Genomic DNA, 15,114 nt, shown 5'->3' with positions numbered 1-15,114 from the left:
CCGGTGGCTGCCCTGGTCGAGGGCGCGCTCGGCGCGCCGCTCAGCGGCCTCTCCCCCACCCTCGGCGGATTCTCCCACCTCAGCCGGCGCGCCCTGATCGGCGGGCGGGCCTGTGTGATCAAGGCCGCCCATCTGCCGCTCAAGCGGGCCGACCTGCGCCGCGAGGCTGTGGCGCTGCCCCTGCTGCCGGCCCTTAACGTCCCTGCGCCGCCCCTGCTCGGCCTCGTCGACGATGATACCTGGACGGTCCTGGTGGTGGGGGAGCTGCCGGGCCAGCCCGGTGTGGCCCTGCTTGAGGGCGACCCTGGCGCGCTGCCGGCGGCCTTCGCGGCCCTGGGCGGCATCCTGGCCCGCCTGCACGCCGCGCCCGCCCCCGACCTGCCCGCGCTCGCCCTGGCACCGCGCCTGGCCGCCGCCCGCGCCGCCCTGGCCGCGCCCGACCTGGAGGATAACCTGCGAGCGCCGCTGGCCGCCGCCCTGGCCCACCCGGCATGGGCCGCCGCCCCGCCGCGCCTGATCCACGGCGACGCCGGGATGCATAACCTGCTCTGGGACGATGGCCGCGCCGCCCTGCTCGACTGGGAGTGGTCCGCCGTCGGCCCGCCCGCCCTCGACCTGGCCTGGCTGCGCTGGACCATGCGCTGGCGCGGGCTGCCCGAGGGGCTCTGGCGGGCCGCCCTGGATGCCTACGCGCTCCCCGCGCCCGAGCTTACGATCCTCGACGCGCTGGCCCTCGGCCAGATCGCCCTGATCCTCGCCCGCGTCGCCGAGCAGCCCGCCGCCCGCGCCGAGTGGCTGCGCCGCGCCCGCTGGACGATCAGGTGATAGAATGTCCGTAGGCGCAAGCTCGGCTTGCGCCTACGGACATTCTTTTGCGACTCGCACACTGGGCCTCTGCTTCTATGGATACACTTGCCGCGATCACCGCCGAGCTCGCCGGCCTGCCCGACGCCGAGCGGCTCTCCGCGGCCCTGGCCGGCGGCCCGGCCCGCCTGCGCGTCGCCCCGCTGCCCGCCGCCGCCCGCGCGCCCATCGTGGCCGCCCTGGCCAGCCGCGCGCGCGCGCCGCTGCTCTACATAACGATCAACTCCGACGCCGCCATACGCGCCGCCGACGACCTGCGCCAGTGGCTCGGCCCCGAATCGGTGCTGCTCTACCCGGCCAGCGACGCCATGCCCTACGAGCACATGTCCCCCGGCGACGAGGTGATCTCCCAGCGGCTGCGGGCGCTGCAAATGTTGAATGTTGAATGTTTAATGTTTAATGATCCGAAACAGCATTCAACCCTCAACATTCAACATTCAACATTAATCATCGTTGCCCCCGTCAAGGCGCTGCTCCAGCCCACGCTCACGCCCGAGGAGCTGGCCGGCGCGAGCATGTCGCTGCGCCTCGGCCAGACCCTGCGCCAGGACACGCTGCTGCGCACGCTGATCGGCCGCGGCTACCGCCCCGCCCCCGCCGTCGAGGCCCCCGGCGAGCTGAGCCGGCGCGGCGGGATCGTCGATATCTGGCCGAGCGCCGACGAGCGCCCCCTGCGCATCGAGTTCTTCGGCGACGAGATCGACAGCCTGCGCCGCTTCGACCCGGCCACCCAGCGCAGCGACCAGCGCGTCGAGGATGTGGTGATCGGCCCGCCCCACGAGATCCCGCTCTGGAACCGCGCGCAGGCCCTGGAGCGCATCGCCGCCGTTGACCTCTCCAGCCTGCGCCGCGAGTCCCGCGCGGAGTGGGACGCCGCCCTGGCAAAGCTCGACCTCGGCGAGCGCTTCGAGGGCCGCGCCTTCTACGCGCCCTTCTTCCGGAATGTTGAATTAGGAATGTTGAATGTTGAATTGCCGAACTGCTCCGAACACTCAACATTCAACATTCAACATTCAACATTATTGGCCCACCTCCCCCCCGGCAGCGCGGTGCTGCTCTCTGAGGAGCACATGCTGGCCCACCACGCCGGCGAGATCGCCGAGCATGCCGAGGCCCAGCGGATCAAGCTGATCGGCCAGGGCGAGCTGCCGCCCGACTTCCCCCGGCCCTACCTGACGTGGGATGAATTGCAGATTGCAGATTTTGGATTGCAGATTGCACCACGCTACAGTGTGGTTGATCTGAGCAATAACGAGCTTGTTGAGGATGGCTCTGATCAATCTGCAATCTACAATCTGCAATCTGCAATGTTCGGCGCAGCTGAGCTCTTCGGCGGGCAGTTCCGCCGCCTGGTGGCCGACATCGTCGCCCGACTCAAATCCGGCGAGCGGGTCGTCGCCGTCACCTCGCAGGCCGCCCGGCTGCAGGAGCTGGTGGAAGAAAGGATGAAGGATGAAGATGGAAGGATGAAGGATGCCGATCCGGATTCATCCTTCACCCTTCATCCTTCATCCTTCATCGCTCTCCACGGCGCCCTGGAGGCCGGCTGGCACCTGCCGGCCCTGGGCCTCACCCTCTACACCGACAGCGAGATCTTCGGGGTGCGCCAGCGCCGCCCGCTCTCTGCGCGGCGCAGCCGCAGCCGCAGCGCCGAGGACCGCGCCGCCTTCCTGCGCGGCCTGAAGGTCGGCGACCACGTTGTGCATATCGAGCACGGCATCGCCGTCTACGAGGGCATGATCCGCCGCGTCGTCGGCGAGATCGAGCGCGAGTACCTGGTGCTGCGCTACGCCGCCGGCGATAAGATCTATGTGCCGGTCGATCAGGCCGACCGGGTGGCCCGCTATATCGGCGCCGGCGACACGGCACCCACCCTGACCCGCCTGGGCACCCAGGACTGGGAGCGCGCCAAGCGCAAGGCCCGCGCCGCCGTCCAGGATCTGGCCGAGGACCTGCTGGCCCTCTACGCCCAGCGCCAGACGAAGCGCGGCCACGCATTCCCCCCCGATAACGAGTGGCAGCGCGAGCTAGAGGGCTCCTTCCCCTATATCGAGACCGACGACCAGCTCCGCGCGCTCGGCGAGGTCAAGGACGATATGGAGCACGATGTGCCCATGGACCGCCTGATCTGCGGCGATGTCGGCTTCGGCAAGACGGAGGTGGCCCTGCGCGCCGCCTTTAAGGCCGTGCAGGACGGCAAGCAGGTGGCCATCCTGGTGCCCACCACGGTGCTCGCCCAGCAGCACTTCGACACCTTCACCCGGCGCATGGCCGCCTTCCCGGTGGTGGTCGAGATGCTCTCGCGCTTCCGCTCGGCCAAGGAGCAGGATGTCATCCTGAAGGATCTGGCCCGCGGCAGGGTTGACATCATCGTCGGCACCCACCGCCTGCTGAGCAAGGATGTCGCCTTCAAAGACCTGGGGCTGGTGATCGTGGACGAGGAGCAGCGCTTCGGGGTGCGCCATAAGGAGCGGCTCAAGCAGCTGCGCGCCGAGGTGGATGTGCTGACCCTCACGGCCACGCCCATCCCGCGCACCCTGCACATGGCCATGGCCGGCATCCGCGACATGAGCGTGATCGACACGCCTCCCGAGGACCGCGTGCCGATCAAGACCTACGTGCTGCCCTACGAGGAGTCGCTCATCCGCGAGGCGATCCTGCGCGAGATCGAGCGCGAGGGCCAGATCTACTTCGTCCACAACCGGGTGCAGAGCATCTACCATGTGGCCAACCACCTGCGCAACATCGTGCCCGAGGCCAGCGTGGGCGTGGGCCACGGCCAGCTCGCCGAGCACGAGCTGGAGCGGGTGATGCTCGACTTCTTCGAGGGCCGCCACGATGTGCTGGTCTGCACGACGATCATCGAGAGCGGGCTGGATGTGCCCAACGCGAACACGATCATCATCGACGACGCCACCAACTTCGGCCTGGCCCAGCTCTACCAGCTGCGCGGGCGGGTCGGCCGATCGGCGAACCGGGCCTACGCCTACCTCTTCTACAAGCGCGACCGCTCGATGACTGAGGAGGCCCAGCAGCGCCTGGAGGCCATCCGCTGTCCCCTGCCTCCCGCCTCCCGCCTCCCGCCTCCTCCCAGCCCCCCATCATCAACGAGAAAGTCCTCGTCGCCCCGCTCGTCACCCTCGATCTGCCGATGACGGCCTACCTGCCCGCCGAGTACATCCCCGATGACACGGTGCGCCTGGGGGTCTACCAGCGCATGGTGGCTGCCGATCGGCTGGATGAGGTGCGCGGGCTGCGCCAGGAGATCCAGGATCGCTTCGGCGAGCCGCCGCTGCCGGCGATGCATCTGCTGACCTGGCTGCACATCAAGGCCCTGGCCCTGCAGGCTGGCGTCAGCTCGGTGACGACGACGGGTGAGGAGTTCATCATCCGGCTGCCCATCCTGGATGTGCCGGCCCGCGAGCGGCTGCGCCGGCGCTACGGCCGCGACGTCAGCGTGAAGGTCGGCCCGCAGTTCATCCGCCTCGACCGGCGCAGCCTCGGCGGGGGGTGGAGCGACAAGCTCATGGGCGTGCTTGAGGTGCTGGCGGCGTAATGCTCCCTCGCTCGCCGTAAGGGCGCAGCAGCGCCGCGCTGCTGCGCCCTTACGCCCTACACCATCCGCTTGAAGCGGAAGAAGATATACAGCGCGGCGGCGATGACGATCATCACCATGAGGGTGACGGGCAGCGCCAGGGGGTGGTCGGCGTAGGGGATGGCCACATTCATGCCGAGGATGCTGGCCACCAGGGTCATCGGCAGCATGATCACCGAGATCAGGGTGAAGATCTTCATCTCCTGGTTGATCCGGTGGGAGGTCAGGCTGCTCAGGGTCGAGTCGAGCCCCTCGATAATATCCTTATGCTCCTCAAGCATATCCCAGATCCGGGTCAGGCCGTCGGTCAGGTCGCCGAAGTAGGCGTCCTCATCGAGGCGCAGGAAGTCGCGCTCGCGGGCGGCCAGGTAGCGCACCACCGGGATGTTCGGCTTGAGGATGCGCCTGAGCGCGATGATGTCGCGCCGCAGGAAGGAGAGCTCCTGCACGGTGGCCTGCACGTCGCGCCGGAAGATGTTCTCCTCGAGGGCGTCGAGCTTCTCGTCGAGCCGGTAGAGCATGGGGAAGCAGTAGTTGATCAGCGCCTCGATCTGGCGGTAGATCAGGAAGCCGGAGCTGCGGCCCATGAGCAGCTCGCGCCCGCGGTCGTCGTCGGCGGTCTGTGCCAGGCGGCGCATCGGTCGCAGGTAGCCGTCGTGGAAGGTGATCACATAGTCGCGCCCGACGAACATGTCCACCTCGCTGGTGACCGAGAGCCGGTCGACCTCGTTGAAGACGGGGAAGTGCAGCACCAGGAAGAGGTACTCCTCCTCGTCGTTCTCATCGATCTTGGGGCGCTGGAGCTTTGAGAGCACGTCCTCGGCGTGCAGCGGGTGGAAGTGGTAGTGGCCGGCGAGGGCCAGCACCTCGTCGCGGGTCGGGTAGATCACGTCCACCCAGGTCAGCCCGCCCTCGGTGAAAGCCCTGTGCGCGCCTTCAGGGCCGCTCAGGGCTCCGTTGGGTGGCGGGGCGTGGGTGATGATCTGCTTCTTCATGGATCTTTCCTCGGGGCTTCCTGGCTGCGTGGGGTGTATTATACTCCCCGAAAAACCTGCGCTGTTTTGGCGGGATCGCCGGTGGCCGTGTGTGCGCAGCACGTTTTAGTTATTCTTCTGTGGTGTCACATGCCCGAAAACTACACCCTATAGTACAATTCGAGTGCTATGATGCACATGTGTGGCCTACAGCAATCTGCCTGGCCTGTGTGATGCCATAGGCTCAACGAATAAGGGGGCCTGCCTGCTGAATTCGCTTGTCGTAGCGCCGCCCGTGTACTCTGCATACTCGTGAGCCGATCATGGACACCGCCGCGCTCGAAATCGGCCTCTACCCAGGGATAGAAGGCATACTCGCCGATATCCGCTTCTCCCCCTCGGCAGCCCTACAGCCGGATCTCCTGGCGCACGCCGCGCAGATCCATCTCGAACTCCAGGCCAAGCACGGGCGGGCGGCTATAGTACCACTGGAAGGCGTGGATGGCCGCCGGGCCGAGCGGTGAGAGCACCGTGTCGGCCAGGAAGTCGAAGGGTGAGAAGACGCTGTAGACGCTCACGGCGGTCACATCGTCGAGGGCGGCCCCCATCCCGGCCATGCGCTCGGTGATCATGCCCATGACCACGCGGGCCTTCTCGCGCATGCCGTCGGGGGAGGTGTCGCCCTCGCGGATGATCGCGCCGCCGACAAGCTCGCCCGCCCCGGCGGACACGAAGCTTGGCCCTACGGAGTCGCCCGGCACCGCGTAGGAGAAGGCGTAGAGCGCGGGCTCGGCGGGCGGCCTGATCGCCGGGGCCACGTTGGTGCGGGCCACCGGGTTCAGGCCGCCCACCAGCAGATCGCGGGCCAGGATCTGCTCCTGGTAGCCGGCGTTAAAGATGCCGAATCCGGCCATGGTGAAGGGCGCGGGCGCACGCAGCTCGACCGCGGCGAGGGCGGCGATCGGCCGGCCCAGCCCGGCCAGGTGCTGGTCGATCAGGGCGAAGCCCTCGCGGTAGGGCAGCGGTCGCTGGAGGGTCGCCCGCACGATCTCGAAGCCCGGCATGGCCACTGTGCCCTCCGAGAAGGCCGCCCCGCCCGGCAGAAAGCGGAACCCGCCGGCCGGGTTGTCGATGAGGGTCACTGGTATTCTCCTTTAGCGATACGGGCGCAGGGGATATGCAGCGCGCATCAGCACGCACTCCCCGACGCCAAACGGAACCTTGCGGTCTCCTGTGCCAGGGCGCGCCTGATCGCCTCCACCACGAGCAGTTCCTCGCCGGGCTCAAGGGTGTCCGGCGTGATCGAGATCGCGTCTGCGCCGGCGGCGGCCACGGCCACGCGCGGGTCGCCCCCCCAGAGCCGCTCGCGCAGCTCGGCCCCGCTCAGCCCGCAGCGGGCCGTATCAAGGCTGATCAGCGCCCGCGGCGTGGGCTGGCCCGCCTCGTTGGGGAAGTCGCGCCGGGCGCGCACCCCGTCGCCGTCGTCGAGGGCGTCCACCCAGCCCGCCACGATCTGCTCGAAGCGCGCGATGCGGGCCGCGTGGTCCATGCCGAGGTAGCGCTCGACGGCGGCCAGCAGGCCGACCATCTCCTCCTTGCCGACCTTCATCGGGCGGCCGAGGCGCTGGTTGGGCGAGCAGTGGGCGGCGCAGGCGGCCACCAGGTCGGCCCGGCCGACGATCAGCCCGCTGGCCTGCGGCCCGCCCATGTCTTTGCCGCCGCTAAAGACCGCCAGGTCGGCCCCGATGTCGCGGGTGAAGCGCCAGAGGTTCTCGGGCGGCGGCAGCTGCGCGGCGGCGTCCACGATCACCGGCACGCCGTGGGCGTGGGCGATCATCACGACCTCGGGCAGCGGCAGCGCCCCGCGGGCCAGGTGCTCGCCGGCGATGTAGAGCACGGCGGCGGTGCGCGGGCCGATCGCCGCCTCCAGCTCCCAGGGCGAGGTCTGGAGCACATTGCCGATGGTGACGAGGCGCGCGCCGGTCAGCCGCACGGCCATGTCGTAGGGGATGCGGTGGGCACAGTGGATGATCACCTCGTCGCGATCCCCCAGATCGGGCAGGCGGGCGATCTGGCGCATGTCGCTGCCGACGGTGCAGGCCATCGTGGTGAGGAACAGTCCGGCGGCGGCGCCGGTGCAGACATGGGCGGCCTCGTTGTTGGTCAGCTCGGCCAGGCGCGCGCTCACCGCCGCCTGCAGCTCGAACATATCCACATAGCTGCGGGCCGCCGCGTCCATCGCCGCGCGCACCGGCTCGGCCATCAGCGAGCCGCCGAGCCGCGTGAGTCGCGCGTCGGCGTTGATCACCCGGCGCACGCCGAGATCTGCGTAGATATCCATCAATTCGCCTCCGGCGGGGGGATGTTCACCGCACTATATCGGCCTGCGGGGCGTTTGTCAATACGCGTTAACGATTGGGCGGGGTGACTCTGCGCGCCGCGCGGCTTGACAATCAGGCCTCCCTATGCGACCGTTAGCCCCGATCTGACCCCCGCGCGCCCGCGGAGTCGGGCGCTCGTCCCGCGACGGGCCTTCACGGCTGTAGCACAGGGAAGCCTATGCCAATCGCAGATACCACCCTGCTCGCCCCATCAGAGCAGCAGCCGCTCTTCGGCAGGCGCATCGTGGTGACGGCGCCGCGCAACTATGCGCTGCGCTTCGCCCAGTCTATCCTGACCCTCGGCGGCCTGCCGGTGCTGATGCCGACGATCGAGACGACGCTGCTCGCCGACTACGCCGAGCTCGACCAGTGCCTGTGGCAGCGCGATTCCTTTGGCTGGATCGCCTTCACCAGCCGCAATGGGATCGAGTCCCTGCTGCACCGCTGTGATCAGCTTGGGCTGCCGGCCACGGCGCTGAATGATTGCCGGCTGGCGGCGATCGGCAGAGACGCCGAGCGCCTCATCTCGCTCGGGCTGCGCGTCGATCTGGTGCCGAGCGAGCCGAGCCCGCGCGGGATCGTGGCCGCGCTCGGGGCGCAGCCCGCCGCCCTCGGCCAGTCTATCCTCGTGCCGGCGCCGGCCGTCGAGGGCACGCCAGAGCCCGATGTCATCCCCAACTTCGTCGCCGATCTTCAGCGGGTCGGGATGCACGTGACCCGCGTGCCCGCTTACCGGACGCGGCTGCTGGATCGGTCGCGCTACGCGGCTGAGCTGAGCCTGATTCGCCAGGGGGCGGTCGATGCGATCGCCTTTAGCAGCGCGGCTGAGGTTGCCGGGTTCCTGGAGATGGTCGATGCTCCAGACGACTACCGCCGCTGCGCGATCTGCTGCTTCGGCCCGTACACCGCCGCGAACGCCCGGCGCCTGGGCCTCGTGCCCGCCGTCGTCGCTGAGGATTTTAGCTCCTTCGATGGCTTCGCCGCTGCGATCGCCGCGTCTGTTGGAGGTGCGTTGAGAACCCCCTGAAGGGCAGGATGTGCCCTACTAGGTTGAGGCTTCATAACTTCAGACTCTGAACTACAGCAGCTTTTCCCTCCCTAATGGGCTATTCTTCCATCGCCTCTTTTGCACGAAATTTGTTTATATTCTGTCAATATTGATTTTCATGCTAGCATTGCTCATTCTCATCGCGTCCACATACTCCAAGGAGGTTCAAGGATGGGCAAGCTGCGGTATCTCGCCTTTCTGATCCTGATCATCATGGTGGCTGGCTGCGGCCAGGCGCCCCAGGCTCCCGTCGCCTCAGCGACCCAGGCTCCTGAGGCCGCCGCGCCGACCGAGGCCGCCGCCGCGCCGACCGAGGCCGCCGCCGCGCCGACCGAGGCCGCCGCCGCGCCGACCGAGGCCGCCGCCGCGCCGGTGGCCGGCGGGAGCGTCACCCGCGCGATCACGGCAGAGCCATCCAGCCTCGACCCCCACGCGGCACCCGGCTCCGGCCAGAATGTCATCCTGCCCTACATCTACGACACGCTGGTCTACCGTGATATGGACAACAACTCCCAGCCCTACCTCGCCAAGAGCTGGGAGATCTCCCCCGACGGCACCATCATCACCTTCACCCTGCGTGACGACGTGACCTTCCACGACGGAACGCCGCTCAACGCCGATGCGGTCGTCTTCACGTTCAACCGCTTCAAAGAGGCGAAGAGCTCCGCCGGCGCGGGCCTCGCCGGCATGACTGGGGTGGAGGCGGTTGACCCGTTCACCGTGCGCTTCACCTTCTCCGCGCCGTCATCAGTCTTCTTCAGCACCCTGGCGACGCCCTACGCCGGCATCGTCAGCCCCACGGCGGTCGCGGCCGAGGGTGAGGCGTTCGGTCAGAAGCCGGTGGGCAGCGGGCCGTTCAAGATGGCCGATTGGCAGCAGGGCACGGCGGTGGTGCTGGAGCGCAACCCCGACTACCACTGGTCGCCGGCGAACATCGCGAACCCAGGCGCGCCCTACCTCGACCAGGTCGTCTTTAAAGTCATCCCCGATGCCAGCACGCAGCTGGCCGCGCTCCAGGCCGGCGAGGTCGATCTGATCTTCATCAACTCGCCGAGCCACATCGCCAAGCTGAAGGCGGACAGCAACGTCGAGCTGATCGAGACCCGCCTGAACAGCCTGATCTACCTGGGCTTCAACGAGGCCAAGGCCCCGCTCGATGATGTGAAGGTGCGCCAGGCGCTCTCTCACGCGGTCAACAAGGACGAGATCCTCCAGGCCGCGCTGGGCGGCACCGGCCAGGTGGCCTTCGCGCCAATGGCGCCCACGCTGCCCGGCTTCGACCCGAGCCTGAAGCAGTACGAGCTGGGCTACGACGCGGCGAAGGCCAGCGCGCTGCTGGCCGAGGCCGGCTTCAGCGCCGGGGCCGATGGCATGCTGAGCAAGGATGGCCAGCCGATCAACCTGACCCTGCTGACCTACGCCCGCGCGCCCAACGAGGATGTCGCCACCATCATCCAGAGCCAGCTCAAGGCGATCGGGGTCAACGTCGAGATCCAGCAGTTCGACACGGCAACCGCAGCCAAGGCCGCCACCGCCGGCGAGTTCGACCTGCTGCTCTGGCGCTATGACCGCAACGACTCGGACGTGCTGAACATCAACCTGCACTCCAAGCTGATCGGCAGCTCGAACCGGTTCGCCTACAGCAACCCGCAGGTCGACCAGCTGCTCGACCAGGCCGCCCACGAGATGAACGACGCAACCCGCGCGGGCTACTACGTCGAGGCGCAGAAGCTGATCATGGCCGACGCGCCCTGGCAGCCGCTCTACATCCCGGTGGACGTGCTGGCGGTCAGCAAGAAGGTGCAGGGCTTCCAGCTGGCCTCGATGGGCCGGGTGATGCTCAACGAGGCCCAGGTGACCGCGCCCTAGTACGATTGTAGATTGCAGATTGTAGATTGTAGATTGACGATCCAGCGCATTCTGATGTACCAAATCTACAATCTGCAATCTGCAATCTCCCCACAAGGACGCCCATGATCGGCTATCTCCTCAAGCGGCTCGGCAGCGCGGCCCTGGTGCTGATCGCCGTCAGCTTCCTGGTCTTCGCCCTGCTCGACGTGGTGCCCGGCGACGTGGCCGAGATACTGGCCGGCGACGCGGCATCGGCGGAGGATGTCGCCGCCCTGCGCCACGAGATGGGCCTGGATCTTCCGCTCCCCGTGCGCTACCTGCGCTTCGCCGAGGCCGCCATCCTCCACGGCGACCTGGGCAAATCTGCGGTCTCAGGGCGCCCGGTGGCCGATCTGCTGATCAGCCGCTTCGGCGCGACGGTGACGCTGGCCCTGGCCTCGCTGGCTCTCTCGCTGACCGTGGGCACCATGGCCGGCCTGCTGGCGGCGGCGCGCACCGGTGGCTACCTGGATCTCGCCGTGATGGCCCTCACGACTCTCGGCGAGTCGCTGCCCTCGTTCTGGGTCTCGCTGCTGCTGATCCAGGTCTTCGCCCTGAAGCTGGGCTGGCTGCCGGTGCTCGGCGCCGGCGGCCCCGACCACCTCGTCCTGCCAGCTGTGGCGCTGGCCCTGCCGGCGATCGCCCTGATCGCGCGCCTGGTGCGCAGCTGCCTGCTCGACGTCAAGGGCGCCGACTACGTCCGCACGGCCCACGCCAAAGGTCTGAGCCGGCTGATCGTCTGGCGCGATCATATCTTCCGCAACGGTATCCTGCCGGTGATCACCATGCTCGGGCTGTACCTCGGCAACCTGCTCGGCGGCGCCTTCATCATCGAGAGCATCTTCGCCTGGCCCGGCCTGGGCCGCCTGGTCGTCCAGGCGATCTTTGATCGCGACTTCCCGGTGGTGGTGGGGGCCGTGCTGCTGATCGCGCTGATCTATCAGCTGATCAATGTCGTCGTTGATATGGCCCACGCATGGCTCGACCCGCGCGTGGGACACGAGGCCATCTAGATGGCACTCAAGGTGGACCCCGGCGCGAGCCGCGCCCTCAGCCAAGACCGACAACGGACCAACGTGTCAGCGCCCGGCGCGAGCGCGCAGCGGGCGCGGCACCACGCGCTGCTGCGCCCCAACCTGCTGATCGGCGGCGTGCTGGTGAGCTTGCTCATCCTCACCGCACTCCTGGCGCCGCTGCTCGCCGCCTACCCGCCGGATCAGATCAAGCCGGCTATCCGCCTTCAGCCGCCCAGCCTAGCCCACCCCTTCGGCACCGACAACTTTGGGCGCGATATGTTCAGCCGGGTGGTCTACGGGGCGCGGATCGCGCTCCAGATGTCGCTGCTGTCAGTGCTGTTGGCGGCAGTGCCCGGCATCTGGATGGGCCTGCTGGCCGGCTACCACCGGGGCTGGGGCGAGCAGGCGCTCTCGCGGATCATGGACGCCTGGCTGGCCTTCCCCGGGCTGCTGCTCGCTATTGTGCTGGTGGCCCGCCTTGGCCCCTCGCTGAACACTACGGTGCTGGCGCTGGGGGTGGTGGGCATCCCCTCATTCTACCGGCTGACCCGTGGCGGGACAATATCGGCCCGCCACGCGCTCTACGTTGAGGCCGCGCGCTCCATCGGCGTCCACCACTCGCGCATCCTGCTGCGCCACATCTTGCCCAACCTGGCCTCGCCGCTGATCGTGCTGGTCACGCTGCGCATCGGCACCATGCTCCTGGCCGCCGGCGGCCTGAGCTTCATCGGGCTGGGCGCGCAGCCGCCGCTGCCCGAGTGGGGCGCGCTCCTCGCCGCCGGCCGCGACTACCTCGACAGCGCGTGGTGGCTGGCCCTCGCCCCCGGCCTGGCCTTCACCCTCAGCGTGATGGGCTTTAATCTGCTGGGCGATGGTCTGCGTGATGCCCTGGCGCCCGACACCCGGATCTCATGAGCGGCGCAGTCGGTAGGCCGGGCCTGCGACAAGGTCTCAGGGCGCTTGCAGATGCCTTCCTCGCCGAGGACGCCGATGTGGGACTGCCTTGCTCCCTCGGCGCGCCGTCACGATCTACCCTCCCGCCATGTGCAGGACTATCTGCCATCCCCTGATGATCGTCTCTAGATCGATGCCGAATCCGAGCAGGATCAGGATGCCGACGCCGCACGCGGTGACGAGGCCGACCCGCAAGGGGCTGAGTCGCTTGGGGCTAGGTGCCTGGGGCTGGGCGCCTGGGGCTGGGCGCCTGGGGCTGGGCGCCTGGGGCTGGGCGCCTGGGGCCGATGTCCGGGCCGCAGGCTTCGCTCTGGCGGGCGCTGGGGTGAGCTTTGTGTCGCTGGGCTTTGCCTTCGCCGGCGCGGGCTTCGCTCTTGCGGGCGCTGGGTCAGCCTTTGTGGATGCGGGCTTTGCCTTTGCGGCGGGGGCGGCCTTCACGGGGGCGGCCTTCGCTGGCTCGGCCTTCGACGCTGCCGCAGCGTCGGCGGGCCATGCGGCGGCTAGGGCGGCGGCCAGGGCTCCCGCGCTGGGCCAGCGATCGGCGGCCTCCTTGCGCAGGGCGCGCAGCACCACCGCGTCCACCGCCTTCGGCAGATCGGGGCGGATCGTGCTGGGCGCCGGCGGCTCGTCGTAGAGGTGCTTGAGCACGAGGCCCATCGGCGTGTCGGCCTCGAAGGGCAGCCGGCCGCAGAGCAGCTCGAAGAGGATCACCCCCAGGGCGTAGATGTCGCTGGCCTTCGTGACGCCCTTGCTGCCCACGGCCTGCTCGGGGGCCACGTAGCGCGGCGTCCCCATCAGCACCCCAGGGTCGGTGCTTGACTGGCTGGCCGCGTCCTCGCGGGCCAGGCCGAAGTCGGTCAGCACCAGCTGGCCGGCGCTGCTGTAGATCGCGTTCCCCGGCTTGATGTCGCGGTGGATCACCCCCTTGCTGTGGGCGTAGTCCAGGGCCGCGGCGAGCTGGCTGATGATGGAGCTGACCGTCGCCGGGCTCAGGCGGCGCTTGCCCATCCGGCGTAGCTGCTGCTCCAGGCTCTGTCCCGTCAGCAGCTCCTGGACCATATAGAGTCGCCCGGCGGACTCGCCGAAGGTGTAGATCTGTACGATGTTGGGGTGGCGCAGGTTGGCCGCCAGGCGCGCCTCCTGCTGGAAGCGTTTGACATAATCAGGGAGGGCGACCCCGGCGCTGATCACCTTGATCGCCACCTCGCGGTCGAGGGCCGGGTCGTAGCCCTTATAGACGCTGCCCATGCCGCCGCTGCCCAGCAGGCTCCGCACCTCATAGTTCCCGAGCTTGATGCCGGTGAGCTGATCTGTGGTCATATAGTTCTATCTGCTGATGCATGACGGACGGCGGACGACAAACAGCACCCGGCTTGGTCATCGATACCTTAGGCATGTTTCAGGTTACTTTACAGTTTGATGCCGTGAAAGGCATTCTACTGCACCAAATCTGCAATCTGCAATCTTGTCTTAGTGGTCACTTATGCCTCAGCACCCGCCTGATCCGCTTCACCAGGCTGTTGAGGCTCTGTGCGTAGGCGTCCAGAAAGTCGGCGGCGAGCAGCTCGGCCAGGGGGGTGTGCCCAGCCGCAAGCAGCGGGCCGACGTGGGGCCGGAAGTCGCGCAGGGTGATCACCATCTGGCCGCGCGCATCAGCCATCAGCCCCCAGATCAGCAGCTTGGTATCGCCGTCATCGCGCGAGCTGGCGAAGCGCGCCACCGAGGAGCTGCGTGCCACCTGGCCGATATTCGAGAAGACCTCGGTGCCCTTGACGATCTCGTTGAGCAGGTCGATCTTCTGCGGGATGAGGTCGAGCAGGCTCTGCATGGGGCGCGGCAGGTGCCCAAGGAGCTTGAGCGCCGCCGTGGTGAAGCTCTCGCCGCGGGTGGTGATCTCGCGCAGGGCGCGCAGCACCGCCGCGTAGGCCAGCAGGTCGCCGCAGAGCTCGGCGCGCTCCTCCTCGAAGGCCTGAATGGCGGCCGGCGTGTGGCCCTTGAGGCTGGCGCGCAGCAGGGCCTCAGCGCGGGCCAGCCGCGGCAGCAGGCTGGGCTGCGGGTTGCGCAGCGTGGCCGGGTGGAGCCGCTGGCGCGGATCGATCCAGCTCGAGTCCATCGGGATGAGCAGCGAGGGCACCAGTGCGCGCTGCGACTCTAATCCCCCTATGATCTGCGCGTGAAGCTGTGGCGCATCGCCGCCGCGTGACTCAAGGTCGTTGAGGGCGGCCATCGCCGCCGGGCCGGGTCGGTAGCTGGCGGCGTGCTCGTAGCGGCCGAGCAGCAGGATGTCGTTCACGGTCAGGTGCATCTTGCGCTCAGCCAGGCGCTGCCGCAGGGCGTTGATCGCGCTCAGGCTGGCCTCCCGCGTCTCCGCGCAGACCTCGGCGGGGATCTG

At 68.3% G+C, this 15,114-nt stretch carries 12 protein-coding genes; 7 read left to right on the top strand and 5 right to left on the bottom strand.

Annotated elements, in window-relative coordinates; translation table 11 throughout:
* The 3 genes from K2Z83_RS26275 to K2Z83_RS29515 all read left to right on the top strand — a co-directional run.
* The coding region (locus K2Z83_RS26275) for a phosphotransferase family protein (protein ID WP_220598133.1) at positions 1-825 on the top strand (825 nt) is incomplete at its 5' end.
* A 77-nt stretch (positions 826-902) separates the two neighbouring features.
* Complete coding sequence (gene mfd, locus K2Z83_RS26270; protein ID WP_255604532.1) at positions 903-4,019, top strand: transcription-repair coupling factor; 3,117 nt, start codon at positions 903-905, stop codon at positions 4,017-4,019.
* Positions 4,016-4,420: a TRCF domain-containing protein gene (locus K2Z83_RS29515; protein ID WP_255604531.1), complete on the top strand. Its 405-nt coding sequence runs from the start codon at positions 4,016-4,018 to the stop codon at positions 4,418-4,420. Before mfd ends, K2Z83_RS29515 begins: the two co-directional genes overlap by 4 nt.
* A 56-nt stretch (positions 4,421-4,476) precedes the next feature.
* Here K2Z83_RS29515 and K2Z83_RS26265 read toward each other — a convergent pair whose 3' ends face one another.
* The 3 genes from K2Z83_RS26265 to K2Z83_RS26255 all read right to left on the bottom strand — a co-directional run bounded on the left by K2Z83_RS26265 (position 4,477) and on the right by K2Z83_RS26255 (position 7,774).
* Positions 4,477-5,454: a magnesium transporter CorA family protein gene (locus tag K2Z83_RS26265; protein WP_220598132.1), complete on the bottom strand. Its 978-nt coding sequence runs from the start codon at positions 5,452-5,454 to the stop codon at positions 4,477-4,479.
* A gap of 386 nt (positions 5,455-5,840) precedes the next feature.
* Positions 5,841-6,575 (bottom strand): RidA family protein, encoded by a 735-nt coding sequence (locus tag K2Z83_RS26260; protein WP_220598131.1) that lies wholly within the window; start codon positions 6,573-6,575, stop codon positions 5,841-5,843.
* A 47-nt stretch (positions 6,576-6,622) separates the two neighbouring features.
* Positions 6,623-7,774 (bottom strand): aminotransferase class V-fold PLP-dependent enzyme, encoded by a 1,152-nt coding sequence (locus K2Z83_RS26255; RefSeq protein ID WP_220598130.1) that lies wholly within the window; start codon positions 7,772-7,774, stop codon positions 6,623-6,625.
* A 218-nt stretch (positions 7,775-7,992) separates the two neighbouring features.
* Here K2Z83_RS26255 and K2Z83_RS26250 point away from each other — a divergent pair, with 218 nt between their 5' ends.
* From K2Z83_RS26250 to K2Z83_RS26235, 4 genes are all read left to right on the top strand, one after another.
* Positions 7,993-8,841: a uroporphyrinogen-III synthase gene (locus K2Z83_RS26250; protein WP_220598129.1), complete on the top strand. Its 849-nt coding sequence runs from the start codon at positions 7,993-7,995 to the stop codon at positions 8,839-8,841.
* A gap of 192 nt (positions 8,842-9,033) precedes the next feature.
* Positions 9,034-10,731: an ABC transporter substrate-binding protein gene (locus K2Z83_RS26245; protein WP_220598128.1), complete on the top strand. Its 1,698-nt coding sequence runs from the start codon at positions 9,034-9,036 to the stop codon at positions 10,729-10,731.
* Between the two features lie 104 nt (positions 10,732-10,835).
* A complete protein-coding gene (locus K2Z83_RS26240) occupies positions 10,836-11,765 on the top strand; it encodes an ABC transporter permease (protein ID WP_220598127.1) in 930 nt (309 codons plus the stop codon).
* On the top strand, positions 11,766-12,683 hold the full coding sequence (locus K2Z83_RS26235; protein ID WP_220598126.1) for an ABC transporter permease: 918 nt from the start codon (positions 11,766-11,768) through the stop codon (positions 12,681-12,683). It abuts the gene before it with no gap.
* A 114-nt stretch (positions 12,684-12,797) separates the two neighbouring features.
* Here K2Z83_RS26235 and K2Z83_RS26230 read toward each other — a convergent pair whose 3' ends face one another.
* Positions 12,798-14,042, bottom strand: a complete 1,245-nt coding sequence (locus K2Z83_RS26230) for a serine/threonine-protein kinase (RefSeq protein ID WP_220598125.1) — start codon at positions 14,040-14,042, stop codon at positions 12,798-12,800.
* A 157-nt stretch (positions 14,043-14,199) separates the two neighbouring features.
* Positions 14,200-15,114: hypothetical protein (locus K2Z83_RS26225; RefSeq protein ID WP_220598124.1), on the bottom strand; the 915-nt coding region annotated here is incomplete at its 5' end.

The organism is Oscillochloris sp. ZM17-4, assembly GCF_019599295.1.
Taxonomy (GTDB): Bacteria; Chloroflexota; Chloroflexia; order Chloroflexales; family Chloroflexaceae; genus Oscillochloris.
This window is presented reverse-complemented; position numbering and strand designations above follow the sequence as displayed.